Genomic DNA, 16,505 nt, shown 5'->3' on the forward strand with positions numbered 1-16,505 from the left:
GCGCCCGCAGTTACGACGACGAAGGCAGCGTGAGGATCTCCGCGCCGTCGTCCGTTATGACGATGGTGTGTTCGCTGTGCGCGCTGCGGGCGCCGGTGGCACTTCGAAGCGTCCAGCCGTCGGCATCGAAGGTGAGCTGGGCTGTGTCGGCCATGATCCACGGTTCCAGTGCCAGCATCAGTCCCGGCCGGAGCGTGTAACCGCGTCCCGGCCTGCCCGTGTTGGGGACATGCGGGTCCTGGTGCATGGTTGACCCGATGCCGTGGCCGCCGAACTCGGTATTCACCTGATACCCGGCATCAGTGAGCACCGTTCCGATCGCGTATGAGATGTCACCGATGCGTGCCCCCGGTCCGGCGGCGGCAATTCCGGCAGCCAGCGCGCGCTCGGTGGCGGTGATGAGCTTAACGCTCTGTGCCGGTCTGGTGTCTCCCACGATGAAGCTGATGGCGGAGTCGGCGGCAATTCCGGTCTTGGCTACGGCCAGGTCCAGGCTCAGGAGATCCCCGTCCTGCAACTCGTAATCGTGGGGCAGGCCGTGCAGCACTGCATCGTTGACGCCCGTGCAGATGTAATGCCCAAACGGTCCGCGGCCAAAGGACGGGGCATAATCCACGTAGCAGGATTCTGCTCCGGCATCCTGGATCATCCGGGCTGTCCACTGGTCGATCTCCAGCAGGTTGGTGCCCACGGCGGCTCGCTTTTTCAGGGTCTGCAGGATGTCTGCGACCAGTCTGCCGGTGACCCGCGCCTTTGCTACTTCGGCCGGGTTCAGGATCTCGATCATGTGGCGCCTTTCTTGGGCGGTGGAAATATGGATCTGTTCTGCAGTCTGGCAGACCGTCTAGGGTGTATGCATGCCTGAGATGCCGGAAGTGCAGGGACTGGCCGATTTTTTGCGGACCAAGCTGCTGCCCGAGGACGCGCCGCCGGCCCGGGTGGCCGATGTTGAAGTGCTTTCCTTCGCTGTGCTGAAAACTGCCGGCGTCCCGCTCGACGCACTGCAGGCGGGACCTGTGACGGCTGTGGAGCGCCGGGGCAAGTACCTCATCATTACCGCCGGGGGAGCGCATCTGGTGATGCACCTTGCCAAGGCCGGCTGGCTGCGGTGGTCGGACGCGCTCAAGCCTGGAAAACTGCGTCCCGGCAAGGGGCGGATGGCGCTGCGGGTCCGGTTCGCATCCCGGGAGGCGGGCGGTGATGAGCCGGGGTTCGACCTCACCGAAGCGGGAACCAAGAAGTCCCTGGCCGTGTATCTGGTGCAGGACCCGGCGGAGGTGCCGGGCATTGCGCGGCTGGGACCGGAGGCGTTCGACGTCGGCTTCGAGGCGTTTGCGGCGCTGGTGGCCGGGCACCGGGGCCAGATCAAGGGGCTGCTGCGGGACCAGTCAGTGATCGCGGGAATCGGCAACGCATACAGCGATGAAATCCTGCACGCGGCTCACCTCTCACCTTTCGCCAACGCATCCAAGCTTCATCCGGAGGAAGTGGAACGGCTCTACCAGGCCATGCGTGCGGTACTGGAGTCCGCGAACGAGAATGCTGCGGGCCGTCCGGCGGCTGAACTCAAGGATTCCAAACGCCGTGCCCTGCGGGTGCACGCCCGAACAGGGGAGCTGTGTCCGGTGTGCGGGGATACGGTTCGCGAAGTTTCCTTCGCCGATTCCTCACTGCAGTACTGTCCCACCTGCCAGACCGGCGGCAAGCTGCTGGCGGACCGCCGGATGTCCAGGCTGCTGAAATAACACCAGTGCAGGACAGCAAAACAGCGGGCCCGGGAGATTCTCCCGGGCCCGCTGTTTGTAACCGCAGGTGCTTACTTGCAGCTACCGCCGTTGTCGGTGGTGTAACCGTCCAGGCGGTTGATGAACGCCGCCATGGCTTCACGCGAGACATCCTCAAGCGGACGGAACGTGCTGTCCGGCCAGCCTGTGGAAACGCCCGAATCCTTCATCCACGAGATTTCCTTGTGGAAGAGGTTGTTCGTGGCAACGTCGGTGAAGGAAGCCGCACCCGGGGACTTGTAGCCCGAGGCGTCCTCAACGGAGCACTGCTCGCCGGCGAACCGGTTCATGAACGCAGCCATCGCGTCACGCTTGACCGGAGCCAGCGGGCGGAAGGATCCGTCCGGGTAACCGGTGGAGATGCCGGTCTCGGCGAGCCAGGAGATTTCCTTGTAGAACTGGTTATCCGTGGCTACGTCCGTGAACGGGCTGGTCGCCGGCGCGTTGTACGACGGGGATCCGGCCAGGCGGTAAAGGAACGCCGCCATGGCGTCACGGTTGATCGAGCCGAGCGGGCGGAAGGTACCGTCCGCATAACCCGTGGTCAGGCCCTGATCGGCCATCCAGTTGATTTCAGTCTCGAACTTGGTTCCGGCGACGTCGGAGAAGCGCAGGGCGCCCACCTCAATCGGAGTGACCTGGTCCTTGACCCCTTCGGCGTTGTGGTGCTGCAGGAACAGGGCCTTGGCGTCCGTGGTGCCCGCCTGGCGGTTGACACCCAGAACGGTCTTGTCCTGTGCAACGAAGGTGCTGACATTTTCGCTGCCCTCTGTGCCGTTGAACCACACAGCGGGCTGTGCGACGTCGAAGGCGATCCAGTCGGTGGAATCGACCGGAACCATCTGTCCGCTCTCATCCACGTTCATGACGTTGGAGGTCATGACGCGGTAGTTGATCGGTGCCGAGGTGCTCAGGTCCAGGCCCAGTGCAGCGGCCGGGATCGGAAGCGTCACCACGTTGGTGTCGAAGATGTTGGTATCAACATCACCGAACTGGCCGTTGGCCAGTCCCAGGAAGTCCAGCGGAGCAGCGATTTCATCGTTTTCCACGGACAGGATCTGGAACACGGTCTGGTCCAGGCCGGTGGCCCGGGCGGTCAGGGCAACGAAGTTGGCCTTGCCGTCCGAGTCGGTGTCCAGTTCGACCTGGATCTGGCTGTTGCTGTTCAGCGTGGCCCAGTTCTGCCACGTGCTCAGGCCGATGGTCAGGTCCGCTGCATTTACATCCGCGCCCGCTGCTGCGAGTGCGGGTGCATTGGAGGACGCTCCCACAGTCCGCAGGTCCAGTGAGGACAGGGACTCCAGTGCCAGGTTGGTCCGGCGCGGGCTTTCTGCACCGAGGACCAGCGGGGTGACCAGTGAGACGTAGCCTTCGCTCTTCTCGCCCTGGGCAAGGCCACGGCCGTTGAACGTGGCTGCAGTGGAGAGGGCGTCCGCGCTCGGGAACGTGATTTTGCCACCGGTCTTGAGGTCCGAAACAGGCTTCGGAGCCGAGTACACCGGAACCCGCAGGACCGAGTCGTCGCTGGTCAGCTGCAGGCGGCCGGAGGCTTCAGCCAGGTACTGGCGGGGAACGCCAAGCTGATCCTTCTCAGCGGCCGGGTCAATGGTCTTGGCCAGTGCTGCAGGATCGTCAACACGCAGGGTGACGGCAATTTCGGTCTTGCCGTTGGCGGGGACCGTTACCGGACCGCCGTCAACAGTGATCGATACTCCCGGGACCTTGGTGGCTTCGAGGTACTCGGCCGTGTAGGTCTTCGGGGAATCGCCCTTGTTCTCGATGGTCACCGAACGTGAGAGTTCAACCGGGGAGGCACCGACTTCCAGGACACCAAAGTTGACTGACGTCAGGCCCTGCTGGTCGGTGGCGTAGGCGAAGACCTTGGTGTTCAGGGCATCGAGCGCATCCACGCGGCCCGAACCAACACGGTTCGGCGCGTAGGCCACTCCGTCGCCGGTCAGGAGGTCATGGGTGGCCGTATTCATGATGATCGACTTGACCTCATACGGGTTGTAATCCGTGGCGCCCACAACCAGCGCGGCAAGGCCGGCAACGTTCGGGGCGGCCATGGAGGTGCCGCTCTTGATGGAAGCTCCGCTGCCGGTGCCTACCTGTGCGGACTTGATCTGCGTTCCGGGTGCAGCGACGTCGGGCTTGATGACGCCGTTGGTACCGTGGACGCCCCGCGAGGAGCTGTCGTTCAGGGTATCGAGTGCACCGGACTCGCCGGTCACACTGCCCACGAGGGTCGGATCCAGCCGGACCTCAAGGGTTCCGGCCTCGGCGGCGGGACGCAGTTCCTCGGAGGTCTTGGCCGTGAACTGCATGCCCGGGATGGCGGCGTTTCCGGCAATGCCGGCGCTGAAGCCATTGAGGGTGGAGTCGATGACGACGCCGGCGTAACCGGCTGCTGCTGCGTTGTTCCAGCGGACGCCGGAACCGCATTCGCGGGTGGCCGCATTCTCATCCCAGGAAAGCCAGACCCACTTGCCGGCATCAGCGCCGGCGTCGAGCGGTGCGCAGCCGTCGGAGTTGTCACCCTCAGGGCCCATGACGACGGTTCCCGTCAGAGCCTCGGTCGAAGCATTGGCGTAGTTGAAGCTGGCGGTGTACTGGCCGGCTGCGACGGCTTCTGCCGGGGCAACAACCTGACCGGCGTCCAGAGTGGTCTGGGAGCCGACGCTGTTGGCCACGGTCAGTGCGGTTTCGGCGCTGCCGGGGGAGCCGCCAATGTCGTAGATATCTCCGGAGTTACCGGAGGAGACCACGGACAGGATGCCCTGGGCGGTGAGGGCGTTGACGATGTCGTTTTCGGGATCGTCATAGGCAGGGAAGCTGGAGCCGAGGGACATGTTGACGACCTGTGCGCGGTCGCTGAAGTCGCCGTCGTTATTGGGGTCAAGGACATAGTCCAGGGCCTGGCCGACAACTTCGGAGGAGCCTTCGCAGCCAAAGACGCGGATGCCGACAATCTTGGCTTCGGGTGCCGTGCCCGGGCCGATTCCCATCTTGTTGACGTCCTCGGCGGTGAGCGCTGAGTAGTCGCCCTTGAAGGTGGTGCCGTCGGCGTTGGTGCCGTAGCCCGCGGCGGTGCCCGCCACGTGCGAGCCGTGGCTCTGGCAGTCCAGGGGATTCGCGTCAGGCTTCGGAATGGGGCTGTACAGTGCGGGATCCGAGGGATCCGCGTTGTATTCGTCGCCTACCAGGTCCCAGCCGCCGGCGAACTTCTCCGGGTCATAGAGGCCCGAGTCCGCGGCCGGCACAGTGTCGGAGGCCTGCGCCTGGGCGAAAGCCTCAAGGGTGCCGGGGCCGCCGAAATCGGAGTGGGTGTAATCCAGTCCGGTATCCAGCACGGCGATGGTGACACCCTCGCCGGTCTGGTCCCGCTGAACCCAGGAGTCCAGAGCGCGGACGTCGATATCCCCGCCCTTGTTGTCGAAGGTCTTGGGGACGATACCGGTGATCTTGGCAACGTCCCCGCGGGCTGCCAGGGCACGGATGGCTTCGGCGTCTCCGTTGATGGCTACGCCCGGAAGGGTATTGGTGGTGGTGTAGATGATGCTCGATGAAGCCTGCGCTGCAACTTCCTCAGCCTGCGCTTCAATGGCAGCCCGGATCTGCTGGACTTCCGGGGCCTTATTGAGCGGTGCAGCGAATCCGTCCCGGACTTCCTGCGGCTGGGTCTGTTCAAAGGCGCCCTTGCCCGTGAACTGGACGAAGACGGACACTGGGCCCTGCTTCGTCTTCAAATCTGTAGAGACTTTCAAATCCGGCGTTACCCGGGGAAGTCCCTGGGCTGTCGGATCCCCCGGTGTGTTCCCCTCAACGGCCGCAGCCGGGGTCCACATGCTGGAGACCAAGGCCAGGCCGGCAATTGTTGCCAGCGCAGCCTTTCCTGATCTCCGATGGTTTGGATTGTTCATTTTTCTCCTTGTTAGAGAGTTCGCCGGAGCTTGGGGCCGCAATCTGGTGATTCCGGAACCCACCGACCGTGACCGGGCAATGAGGAAGTGACTAAATGGCTGAGCTGGTTATGGTGGAGCTGAATTAGGTCCATGATTCTTTCGGTCAGGATCCAAATCATGGCGCTACTGGTACTTTTGTTTGTCTCTAATCGGATGTCAACAGTAAGTAGCATTCCTTTTTTTCATTACGGCGCAGCCCGTTGGAGGATCGGTATATCGTGGTAGCTGAACCCGACCGAACCGTGGGAGTGAAGTGCCAGCGCAGGATCCAGTAGCCGTCATCGTCCGGACCAAAAACCGGCCGCACTTCCTCCAGCGGGCCCTCCAAGACATTTTTGACCAGACCTACCGTCAGTTCCGCGTGGTGATCGTCAATGACGGCGGCAGCGCCGAGCCGGTGGACAACGTGATCGCCGGGTTGCCGGAGGCGGCCAGGGAACGCGTTGACATCCTGCACAACAAGCAGAGCCTGGGGATGGAAGCTGCATCCAACTCCGGTGTTCAGAGCTGTGATTCCGAGTACATCGTCATCCATGATGACGATGACCTTTGGCACCCGGAATTCCTGCAACGGACAGTTTCCTATTTGGAAAACTCTTCGGATGCAGGGGTTGTTGTGAGAACCCAAATAAGGTATGAGGAAATTGTCGACGGACAAATCCTCAAGACCGGTTCGGCGCCTTTTTGGGAAAACATGCAGCAGATATCACTGGGCGACATGCTGCAGATTAATCGCGCGGTGCCCATCTCGTTCCTTTACCGCCGCTCCCTGCATGAAGAACTTGGCTATTACAACGAATCCCTCCCTGTCTGCGGTGACTGGGAATTCAACCTCCGGGTGCTGTCGCGCCATCGTATTGGATTCCTCGACGGGGAGCCGCTGGCGTTCTGGTGCCAGCGGCCCTCAACAGGAGGTGACGACGCCAACAGCCTGTTCGCCAAGGCGCGGGACCACGAGCGGTTCGACCGCAGCATCCGGGATGAGTATCTGCGCAGGGACCTCAGCAGCGGCAGGGACCTGGGAGTCCTTCTCCAGATCAGCGCCATGATGGCCGAGCAGGAACAGATGCTGCTGGAGAACCGGCAACGGATGGTCCAAATGCAGGAACAGCTAACCGAGGCCACGCAGCGGCTGGAACACATCATGATGCAACGGACCAGCATCCTCGCGCGGGCGGGCACGGCGGCAGCAAAGCTCAAGGGTGCGCTTAAGGGAGTGCGACGGCGATGACCCTGCGGATTGCCGTCCTCGCCGATCTCGGCCAGGACACGTACCATGCCGGTGACGAGGCCATGGGGCACGCGGCCGCGGATGAACTCCGGAGCCGCGGACTGCAGGTCCTGATGCTGTCCCGTAATCCTCAGCAGACGGAACAGCTGTTTGGCTTGGACGCAGCACCTGCGCTTGCTTTCCCCTGGCCGCCTGCCGAGCGGGAAGACTACCTGCGCCGAATCCGGGCACACCTGGCCGGCTCTGCCGAATTGCCGGCCGGCGACCCGGCGCTGGGGCTGATCAGTGAGCTGGGGAAGTGCGACGGTCTGGTCATTGCCGGCGGGGGAAATCTAAATTCACGCTATGGCTGGCTGCTGTATGAACGTGCCGCTGTGGTCGCCATCGCGCGGTCGCTGAACATGCCCGTTGTGGTCTCCGGGCAGACGCTGGGGCCGCAGCTCAGCGCCGCGGACACCGTAGTCCTGGCAGATCTGCTCCGCGCCGCGGAGTTGACCTCCGTGCGGGAGCAATCTTCAGCTGAACTCGCGCGCCGCATTGGTGTTCCCGCCGTGCGGGGGGTGGACGACGCGTCATTCCTGTCCGGAGGGCGCACCTTTGATCCGCCGGAACCCCGGTACGTAGCGGTCACAATTTCTCCGCTTTCCGGTTCCCTGGAAAATCTATATGCCTTGCTGGGCGCGGAGTTGGACGCTCTGCACCGTCAAACCGGGCTGCCTGTGCTGTTCCTTCCCCATGTAGGGATCGGAGACGAGGACGGTTGGGACAAGTCCGCCCATGCCCGCATTGCCGAGTCCATGTCCTCTCCCTTCCGCCTCATGCCGGTTCTCACCGCACGGGAAACTGCTGCACTGACTGCCGGCGCTTCGCTGATTGTGACGTCCCGTTACCACCCGGCGGTATTCGGGCTTTCCCGCTCAGTGCCCGTTGTCGGCCTTGCCGTGGATGATTACAGTGCGGTTCGGCTGAAGGGCGTCTTGGCCAACTGGGGTCTTGATGATTTTGTCCTTCCCCTTCCGGGGCTGCAGGAGGGGCTGCTGGCTCCGGCCCTGACAGAGGTCTGGGAGCGGAAGGAGGAAGTATCAGCTCATCTGGGCACAGTCCTGCCCGCCCGGAACCGTTGGTCCAAGCAGTGGTGGGACGGTGTGACGGCAGTCTTCTCGGACCGGGCAGTATCCGGCCCGCCGCAGGATCTTCCGCCGGTGCCCGTCTTTCGCGCTGCCGGGCAGTGGGCGGCAGCAGCCAGGGCCCTTGGCGAGAAGTTCTACGCGCAGTCTGCGATGGCTGCCCAGTCCGAGGCCGAGGAGGATCGGCTGGGGTCCTACCTCGCTCAAGCGCACGGGGAGCTGGCCTCCCTTCGGGCTGAACACCGGCGGCTGGTGAACTCCCGAACGGTCAAGACGGCTCTTTCCCTGCACCGGGTGTACGCGAAGCTTCGCCGGCGTTAACCGGCGGCGTTAACTGATGCCGCAGAAGGTACCGGCGGCCATTGGCCACCGGTACCTTCTGCGGACCAAAGTTGCAGGGTTATTACAGCGCCGGGCCATTCCCCGCGTTACCCTGCCACAGGGCGTCAAACGGGGTGTGGGAGGAAACCCGGTTCCGGATCCCCTCGGTCACAAAAGCCTTTGCGGTCTTCGCCGCTTCCAGCGGGGTGGCTCCCTTGGCGAGCTCGGCAGTAATGGCTGCCGCCAGGGTGCAGCCGGCGCCGCTGACAGCCACTTCGCCGACCTTGGGCGCCCGGAGCACTTCCATCGTCTGGCCGTCGTAAAACACATCCACGGCGTCGTCGCCCTCCAGGCGTACTCCGCCCTTGGCGAGTACCACGGCTCCGGACGCTTCGTGGATGCGGCGGGCTGCCTCCTGCAGGTCTTCGACGCTTTCGATGGAGTCCATGCCGGACAAGGACATCGATTCAAAGTGGTTGGGGGTAACGAAGGTTGCCAGCGGCAGGATCTGCGCCTTGAGTGCCCGGTCCGTGTCCAGGGCGGCTCCCGGCTCCTGACCCTTGCAGATCAGCACCGGGTCAAGGACGATGTTGGTCCATTCCTGGCTCTGGAGGGCCTTGGCAACGGTGTCGATCGTGGCGGGCGTTCCCAGCATGCCGAGCTTAACAGTGGTCAGGTCATAGGCGGTCTGGATGGCCTCGAGCTGGTCACTGATGACCTGGGGTTCCACCGGGACAAAGCGGTGACTCCAGTTATCTTTCGGATCAAAGGAAACGATGCAGGTCAGGGCGGCTATCCCGTACGTTCCGAGTTCCTGGAACGTTTTTAGGTCGGCCTGGGCGCCGGCGCCGCCGGTGGCCTCGGAGCCGGCAATAGTCAGGGTGACGGCCGGGGAGGCTGTTTCGGCAGAGTGTGTGTTAGCAGACATGAGTCCATCTTCCACCCAAAGCGATCTTCGGTGCCACCGCGGCTTAATGCCGGACAGGCGGGGTGTTTGAGGCGGGAACAAGGCCCGGAACCGGAAGCTAGGCGCGGGCGAAAGGCCAGATGGTCGCCCGGCCGGCTGCCATGGCCAATCCGATGGCAACACCCATGAGCAGCGGCACCAGGACGGCATGAACGCTCAGCCCGATGATGACCCAGCCGAGCAACAGCGGCACGATGAAGAAGGCGAGTACATGCAGGCCCTGGTGCTGGACGCCGCGCAGGAACCATCCCAGAAGCAGGGCGAGGGGAAGTGCGGTGAACAATCCGAGACCGGCTGCGTAGAAGGCGGCCACAATAACGGTCCAAACGTAGCCCCAGAAGTCCCGGGACGTCCCCCACCCCACCACAATTGTGGCGATTGCGGCCAGGACAATGCAGGCAACTCCGTATCCCAGAGCGACGGCCAGCGGGCCGGGTGGAACATATTGGTGCTGTGTCGCAACGGCGGCGGGAGACGCCTGGGCGGGTATCAACGCGGGCGGAAGCACGACGTCGTCGCCGCCTTTGTCAGTCATCGCGTCGGGCTCCCTGGAAGAGGTGGACTACATCCTCCACAATATTGCGAACCACGGGCAGGCGGGAGAGGATGACCAGCTTCGCGGCCAGCGGAGCGACGTTCTCCACCAAACGGCGCGAGCGGCGCTGTCCCGGCGAGCGGTCATAAATCCAAAAAAGTGTCACCCCCATGTGCACCAGCCACAGGAGTTCGGGCAGGTCGTCGCGGATGGCGAGCGGCGGCTGCGGGCGTGACACGGTGACGGCCTGACGGAACATGGCGATCGATTTGGCCCGGCCAACTCCCGTATCCGCACCGGCGCGGCTGCCCTGCGGGGAGGCCGACGACGGCGGCATGGCAGTGCGCAGGAAATGGGCGCCAAAATCGTGAAACGGTCCCATGACGTCCAAGTTGGCCAACAGAATCAGGCGCAGGTGCTCACCCAGGTTGTGTCCGTCGCGAAGAAGGGGCAGGGCGGCGCTGCGGTGTTCATCCTGCAGATGCCGGTACAACTCGGCAACGAGTTCATCTTTGGAACGGAAGTAATAGTACGCATTGCCCACTGACACCCCTGCCGTTTCGGCGATGCAGCGCATTGTGGTGTCGGCGTAGCCCCGGGTGCGGAACAGGGTGAGGGCGGAATCAACCAACAGCCGTCGGGTCTTTTCACTCTTGACCGTCGCCGTCATCAGCGCTCCTTAGTTCAGTTGTTGGCGCTGGTTCGGTTAGAGGCGCAGATCCGCTTATGTGCGCCCGGTTTCCGGCACGCCTGCAAGAATACAGCACCTTTTTGAACCTGTTCAAAAAAGACGGTGGCGGTGCGGCCGGACAGAACGTGGCAGAATTGACGGCGGCCCCCTGCGGGCCGCCCGGTGCAGCGGGCACAGTGCTAATACAGCCGGCGGAAGCCAGGCGAACCACTAGGAAACGGAAGACCCATGCACACCTCCACCGGCATCGATCCGGCGCCTGCTCCGGCATTTGCCGTCCGCGGCAGCTCTCATTACGACATCATCCTGACGCTCATGTGCGTGGTGATCGTCATTTCCAATATCGGTGCCACCAAGGGCGTGGTGCTGGGACCGTTCTTCGGCGACTTCAGCATCGTGACCGACGGCGGGTTTTTCCTCTTCCCGCTGGCCTACATCCTTGGCGACGTCATTAGCGAGGTCTACGGCTTCAAGGCGGCGCGGCGGGCCATCTTCACGGGCTTTGCGGTTGCGGCACTGGCTGCGGCCAGTTTTGCCGTGATCATCGCACTGCCGGGATTCGACGACGACTACGGGCAGGCCAAACAGGCGGCGCTGGAGCTGGCACTGGGCCCGGTGTGGCAAATCGTGCTGGCCAGCCTGCTCGGCTTCCTGGCCGGACAAACCCTGAATTCCTGGGTCCTGGTCCGAATGAAGGAAAAGTTCCGGGAACGGGCACTGATCGGACGGCTCATGGCCTCCACCGGCGTGGGAGAGTTCGCCGACACCCTGATCTTCTGCGCCATTGCCGCGCCGGTCATCGGCATCACCGACGCCGGCGGCTTCATCAATTACGTGATCTTCGGTTTCGTCTACAAGACGCTCATTGAGTTCCTGTTTGTTCCGGTTACCGCCGTGGTCATCAAGGCCATCAAGAAGCGCGAACCAAGTTACGGCGCTGCAGTGCCTGCCGGTACGCCGGAAGGCTGAGCTGCCGGCTAGACCTTGGCGCTGTAATAGTTCCCGAGCGTTTCGGCCTTGAAGTCGAAGAACGATCCGTTTTCAATGGCCAGCCGTGCGTCGTCCACAAGCTTCACCGTGAAGCGTTCATTGTGGATCGACACCAGGGTGGAGGCAACCATTTCCTTGGCCCGGAACAGGTGGTGGATGTACGCCTTCGTATAGTGCGCGCAGGCATAGCAGTCGCAGCCCTCCACCAGGGGAGTGAAGTCCTTTTTGAAGCGGGCGTTGGAGAGGTTCAGCCGCCCGTGCGGCGTGTAAAACGCCGACGTGCGGGCCACGCGGGTGGGGGAGACGCAGTCGAAGGTGTCGGCACCGTTTTCAATGGCGGTGAAGATGTCGTCCGGTTCGGAAATCCCCAACAGGTGGCGAGGCTTGTCTTCGGGCAGTTCCTCGGTGCACCAGCGCACGATCGTTCCGAGGTTTTCCTTCTCGAGTGCTCCACCGATACCGAACCCGTCAAAGTCCATGGCGCCCAGATCCCGGGAAGCCTTCCGGCGCAGGTCCTCATACTGGGCACCCTGCAGGACGCCGAACAACGCCTGGTAGGGCTTTCCGACGCGCTCCTCGGTGAGCCGCTGATGCTCGGCGATGCAGCGCAGAGCCCACAGCCGGGTGCGTTCCAGTGACATTTCCTGATATTCGCGGGAGTTCATCAGCGTGGTCAGCTCATCGAACGCGAACATGATGTCGGCGCCGATCTGGTGCTGCACTTGCATGGACACCTCGGGCGTGAAGCGGTGCTTGTCGCCGTTGAGGTGGGACTTGAACCAGACACCGTCGTCATCGATGTGAGCCAGGCGTTCCTTGCCGGGGGCGACGGCGTCATCCGCGCCGGTTGCGTGCGTGGTGCCGTCCGCATTCATGTTGATGACCTTCTTGAAGCCGGCGCCCAGGCTCATCACCTGGAAACCGCCCGAGTCGGTGAAAGTGGGACCGGACCAGTTCATGAACTTGCCCAGCCCGCCCGCGGCGTCGAGCACGTCCGGACCGGGCTGCAGGTACAGATGGTAGGCGTTGGCCAGCAGCGCCTGTGCGCCAAGGTCCGCCATGGACTCGGGCAGGACCGCCTTGACCGTGGCCTTGGTGCCTACGGCAATAAAGGCCGGAGTGGCAATTTCGCCGTGCGGCGTGGTGATGGTGCCGGTGCGGCCCTGGAACTCACCGCCGTTGGCCTGCGTCTGCTCAGCTGAGGGGGCAGTGGTTTCACGCAGGCGCTTACCGAGGGCGAAGGAAAATGTTGAGGAGGACACCCCTCCATTTTGCCTTACCCGCCGACGTCGGCAGTCCGCCGGAGCCCGGGACGTTCCGGCTGGGATGCGCGCCACATATTTCCGGGTGCGGCAACAGGCGGGCGTACGGTGGAAAGGCCGGCATCGGCCGCACCCCAGACACCTGCAAAACGTACCTGAAAGCTGCCTCTTGAACCTGCTGCGCGATATGTTCCGGATCGCACCCGCCAACAATGATCATCAGGTGGCGGTGCGCTGCGGTCTGGGGGTGGGGATTCCCCTGCTGCTGCTCTTGGCTTTCGGCCGGATTGACCTGGCCATCTTTGCCACCTTCGGTGCCTTTACCGGCATCTACGGCCGGAATGAGCCGCATCGGCAGCGGTTCGGCCACCAGCTGCGGGCCGGTGCGCTGATGCTCGCTGTCATCACCGCCGGAGCGCTGACCTCCCGGCTGGAGCCGGACGCGTGGGGAATCGTCCTGGGCACCACCGCGGTGGCGGGACTGGGGACACTTGGCACCGGGTTCTGGCGGCTTCGTCCCACCGGTTCACTGTTCCACATTTTTGCCTACGCCGCCATCTCTTCGGTGCCGAACCAGCCGCCCGTGTGGCAGGCACTCTTGGTGGCTGTGGGAACTGTTAGCTTTTCCGTGCTGCTCGGCCTGTCCGGGCGGCTCCATTCTGCGCACCGCACCCCGTGGGTGAAGCCTGAAAGGCCCCGCTTTACTGCCGCCCAGCGCAGAACCGTATGGATCGACGCGGGCCTCTACGCAATCGCTGCCGCGGTTGCCGGGTCCATCGCCACGTTGATGGGCATCGGCCACAATTACTGGGCGATGGTTGCGGCAACCGTGCCGCTGGTGGGGGTGGGCGTGCGCCACCGGCTCTACCGGGGCCTGCACCGCATCCTGGGGACCTTTGCCGGGCTGGTGCTGACCGCACTGATTCTGCTGCCAGGGCTGGAACCGTGGCAAATGGTCGTCGTGATTGCGCTGCTGCAGTTTGGGGCGGAAATGCTTGTGGTCCGGCAATATGCACTGGCCCAGGTGGTCGTCACGCCGCTGGCACTGGTCAGCACCGAGCTGGCGCATCCGAGCAACTCGGCGTTGCTGATCAAGGACCGGGCAGTGGAGACGGTTATCGGAGCGGCAGTGGGAATGGTCATGGTCCTGATCATTCACTTGCACAGCCGGCGCACGCGTCGCCGTGCGCATCCGGAAGCGGCTTCGGGGCAGCTGCCGTCCGCGAGCCGTCCCTAGGGTTCCGGCCGCTACAGACGGCCCCGGCCGCTACAGACCGGGCCCCGGCCCGCTACAGGTCGAGGTTCAGGCCGCGGACGGCAATCAGCTCGTTGCGGATGCGCCGGTCCAGCTCATGCTCCGAAAGCGTTTGGGATCCGCCGTGGGCGCGCAGGTACAGCAGGGCATCCAGCCTCAGGACACGCCAGTCGCGTTCGCCGTGTTCATCGCCGGCCTCCCCTGCGCGGTGGATTTCCCGGTCATACAGGTTGGGTTCATTCAGCTGGCGCTGCAGCAGTTCCGCGGCCAGCTTGGCCTTCAACGGATCGCTTTCCGCTGCGTCTCCGGCGCGGACAGCCTGCGCATAGGCGGCTGAAGCTTCTTCGTCGCCCGCTTCATGGGTGATATGCGCGGCCAGGGAGAGGGCCCCCTGGATCCAGTTCCACCGGCCAAAGTTGCCGTCAAAGGGCAGCCCCGTGATGATGTTGCAGACCTGCAGGGCGTTTTCGGCGTCGTCCAGGTCCACGTACAGGGTGTGTGCCAAATCCCGGACGTCCTGCAGGTTGCTTCCGGACTTCACATTCAGTCCACGGCCGAGCCGTGCAGCCACTTCCTGGACACGGTCCGCATCCGGGTGCGCAGCGGCGGCCGCAGCAACGACTGCGGCGTAGTCCTCCTCCTCCACCGGTGCCACCCGGACCGCGTCCGCCGGAGAACCGGACGGTGCCGGTGCCTGGACACGCACGGAGGAGCCGTAGGCCAGGCGCAGCGTCATGCCGTCTTCGAGAACAAGGAGAACCAGGGCGGGCACGCCGAAGTCGTCATTCTCCACGGAGCTGTCCTTCACCGGAGCCAGTGAGGTGCTTTCATGCACCGGAATTTGCCCGGGTGCAAGCAGCTCGGCATTGACCCGGAATGTGTAAGACTCCGGCTGGCTCTCAGGCATAGCAGATTCCTTCTCTTCGCAGCAGTCGGCCCTCAGTATATAAAGATGCTGTAACGGGTACTCAGCGGCCCCAGCTGGCCGACGCCAGTGCCTGCCGCAGCAGGTCACCGCGTCCCCCCGCAAACTCTGCATAAATGTCGGGGCTTAGCGCTTCCTCGGGCGTCAGCCAGGACAGTTCCAGGGCGTCCTGCCGGGGGTCGCATTCACCGGTGACGGGGATCAGGTAGGCCAGTGCGACGGCGTGCTGGCGCTCATCGGTCAATCCCGACTGGGAGGGGGAGGGGAAATACTCGGCCACGGCAAACGGAACCAGCGCCGGCGGCAGCTGGGGCAGGGCCATCGGGCCAAGGTCCTTTTCCAGATGGCGCAGCAGTGCGGCGCGAATGGTTTCCCGGTACATCACGCGTCCGGAGACAAAGGTCCGGACCATCTTGCCCTCGGCAGTGGCCTGCAGCAGCAGGCCCACTTCCGTGACGTAACCCAGGGGATCGCAGCGAACCGGAACGGCTTCGACATAGACCATCGGAAGCCGTTGCCTCGCCTCGCTGAGCTCATCTTCTGAAAGCCAGCCGGGATAGGGGTCAGGGGTACGAACACTCATAGAAGTGTTTTACCGCAAACCGGGGAACGCGCTCAGCCGACGCGCGGCGCTTTGGCCCTCGGCTGAACTGCCGAAGGTACTTTTGCCCGGTGCGGGACCGGTTTACGCTCTGAGGATGACCAGCAGCGACCCGCGGCCGCCACCGCCAAAATCACGGCCGAAGCCGCCGCCGAAGCCGCCGCTGCCCGAGCTGCTCCTCCCGCACGCGGAGGCATGGCGCACGTGGCTGGCAGCTCATCATGCAAGCTCGCCCGGGGTGCAGTTGATTCTGGGACGAAAGGGCGGGACCGTAACAAACCTGTCCTACGCCGGAGCACTGCAGGAAGCGTTGTGCTTTGGCTGGATTGACGGACAGGCCAACAAACGCGACGGCGAAAGCTACCTTCAACGGTTCACTCCGCGGGGCAAGCGCAGCATCTGGAGCCTGCGCAACGTGGGATACGTGGAACAGCTGGAAGCTGAAGGCAGGATGCAACCGTCCGGGCGCGCCGCCGTCGAGCAGGCAAAAGCCGACGGCCGCTGGGACAAAGCCTATGCGGGGCCCGCTACAGCTGTGATGCCCGCGGACCTGGTGGCTGCGATTGCCGCGGTGCCCGAGGCGCAGGCAACGTATGACATCTTGAACTCCCAAAACCGGTATGCATTGTTTTTTCGGCTCAGCACGCTGAAGACTGCTGCCGCACGGGAACGCAGGATTGCTGCCGTCGTCCAAATGCTGGCAGACGGCGAGACCCCCTATCCGCAGCGGCGCACGCCGCCCTGAGCCTGTCGTGCCCGGGTCCCCATACCTCTGTGGTCCCCATGTGTCCGCGCACTCTTGTCTTTGGAAAATGCCCGCGGGACTCTTGAATGCAAGCAACACTGAGCAA

14 protein-coding genes are annotated in these 16,505 nt (G+C 63.7%); 6 read left to right on the top strand and 8 right to left on the bottom strand.

Features of this window, described 5'->3' with window-relative positions; translation table 11 throughout:
- Window positions 1-10 precede the first annotated feature (10 nt).
- Window positions 11-787, bottom strand: coding sequence for a type I methionyl aminopeptidase (map, locus tag KG104_RS01445; RefSeq protein WP_207348374.1), 777 nt, complete (start codon window positions 785-787; stop codon window positions 11-13).
- A 70-nt stretch (window positions 788-857) separates the two neighbouring features.
- Here map and KG104_RS01450 point away from each other — a divergent pair, with 70 nt between their 5' ends.
- Complete coding sequence (locus KG104_RS01450; protein ID WP_207348375.1) at window positions 858-1,745, top strand: Fpg/Nei family DNA glycosylase; 888 nt, start codon at window positions 858-860, stop codon at window positions 1,743-1,745.
- A 71-nt stretch (window positions 1,746-1,816) separates the two neighbouring features.
- Here KG104_RS01450 and KG104_RS01455 read toward each other — a convergent pair whose 3' ends face one another.
- Window positions 1,817-5,707: a S8 family serine peptidase gene (locus KG104_RS01455; protein ID WP_207348376.1), complete on the bottom strand. Its 3,891-nt coding sequence runs from the start codon at window positions 5,705-5,707 to the stop codon at window positions 1,817-1,819.
- Between the two features lie 295 nt (window positions 5,708-6,002).
- On the opposite strand from KG104_RS01455, the gene KG104_RS01460 reads away from it, so the two are divergent.
- Both KG104_RS01460 and KG104_RS01465 read left to right on the top strand, forming a co-directional pair.
- A complete protein-coding gene (locus KG104_RS01460; RefSeq protein ID WP_207348377.1) occupies window positions 6,003-6,980 on the top strand; it encodes a glycosyltransferase family 2 protein in 978 nt (325 codons plus the stop codon).
- Complete coding sequence (locus tag KG104_RS01465) at window positions 6,977-8,428, top strand: polysaccharide pyruvyl transferase family protein (RefSeq protein WP_207348378.1); 1,452 nt, start codon at window positions 6,977-6,979, stop codon at window positions 8,426-8,428. Before KG104_RS01460 ends, KG104_RS01465 begins: the two co-directional genes overlap by 4 nt.
- 82 nt (window positions 8,429-8,510) lie before the next feature.
- Here KG104_RS01465 and thiD read toward each other — a convergent pair whose 3' ends face one another.
- The 3 genes from thiD to KG104_RS01480 form a co-directional block, all read right to left on the bottom strand.
- Entirely contained in the window at window positions 8,511-9,356 is an 846-nt protein-coding gene (gene thiD, locus KG104_RS01470; RefSeq protein WP_104055736.1) for a bifunctional hydroxymethylpyrimidine kinase/phosphomethylpyrimidine kinase, read from the bottom strand.
- A 97-nt stretch (window positions 9,357-9,453) separates the two neighbouring features.
- Window positions 9,454-9,930 (bottom strand): hypothetical protein, encoded by a 477-nt coding sequence (locus KG104_RS01475; RefSeq protein WP_207348379.1) that lies wholly within the window; start codon window positions 9,928-9,930, stop codon window positions 9,454-9,456.
- Window positions 9,923-10,600, bottom strand: a complete 678-nt coding sequence (locus KG104_RS01480; RefSeq protein ID WP_104055741.1) for a TetR/AcrR family transcriptional regulator — start codon at window positions 10,598-10,600, stop codon at window positions 9,923-9,925. The genes KG104_RS01475 and KG104_RS01480 overlap by 8 nt, the downstream gene beginning before the upstream one ends.
- Window positions 10,601-10,849: 249 nt before the next feature.
- On the opposite strand from KG104_RS01480, the gene KG104_RS01485 reads away from it, so the two are divergent.
- Complete coding sequence (locus KG104_RS01485; RefSeq protein ID WP_104162010.1) at window positions 10,850-11,590, top strand: queuosine precursor transporter; 741 nt, start codon at window positions 10,850-10,852, stop codon at window positions 11,588-11,590.
- 8 nt (window positions 11,591-11,598) lie between these two features.
- Here the strand turns inward: KG104_RS01485 and tgt are convergent, their stop codons facing one another.
- Window positions 11,599-12,873 (bottom strand): tRNA guanosine(34) transglycosylase Tgt, encoded by a 1,275-nt coding sequence (tgt, locus tag KG104_RS01490; RefSeq protein WP_181032406.1) that lies wholly within the window; start codon window positions 12,871-12,873, stop codon window positions 11,599-11,601.
- Between the two features lie 187 nt (window positions 12,874-13,060).
- Between tgt and KG104_RS01495 the strand changes: the two genes are divergently transcribed.
- Window positions 13,061-14,110 carry an FUSC family protein gene (locus KG104_RS01495; protein WP_237687250.1) on the top strand — a complete coding sequence of 350 codons (1,050 nt, stop codon included), beginning with the start codon at window positions 13,061-13,063 and terminating at the stop codon, window positions 14,108-14,110.
- A gap of 52 nt (window positions 14,111-14,162) precedes the next feature.
- On the opposite strand, the gene KG104_RS01500 is transcribed toward KG104_RS01495, so the two are convergent.
- Window positions 14,163-15,035, bottom strand: coding sequence for a DUF6707 family protein (locus KG104_RS01500; protein ID WP_104055749.1), 873 nt, complete (start codon window positions 15,033-15,035; stop codon window positions 14,163-14,165).
- A gap of 61 nt (window positions 15,036-15,096) precedes the next feature.
- Window positions 15,097-15,636, bottom strand: a complete 540-nt coding sequence (locus KG104_RS01505) for an NUDIX hydrolase family protein (RefSeq protein WP_104055750.1) — start codon at window positions 15,634-15,636, stop codon at window positions 15,097-15,099.
- Window positions 15,637-15,751: 115 nt separating this feature from the next.
- Here KG104_RS01505 and KG104_RS01510 point away from each other — a divergent pair, with 115 nt between their 5' ends.
- On the top strand, window positions 15,752-16,399 hold the full coding sequence (locus KG104_RS01510; RefSeq protein ID WP_207348381.1) for a YdeI/OmpD-associated family protein: 648 nt from the start codon (window positions 15,752-15,754) through the stop codon (window positions 16,397-16,399).
- Window positions 16,400-16,505: the final 106 nt, after the last annotated feature.

The sequence above is a fragment of the Arthrobacter sunyaminii genome, assembly GCF_018866305.1.
Taxonomy (GTDB): Bacteria; Actinomycetota; Actinomycetes; order Actinomycetales; family Micrococcaceae; genus Arthrobacter_B; species Arthrobacter_B sunyaminii.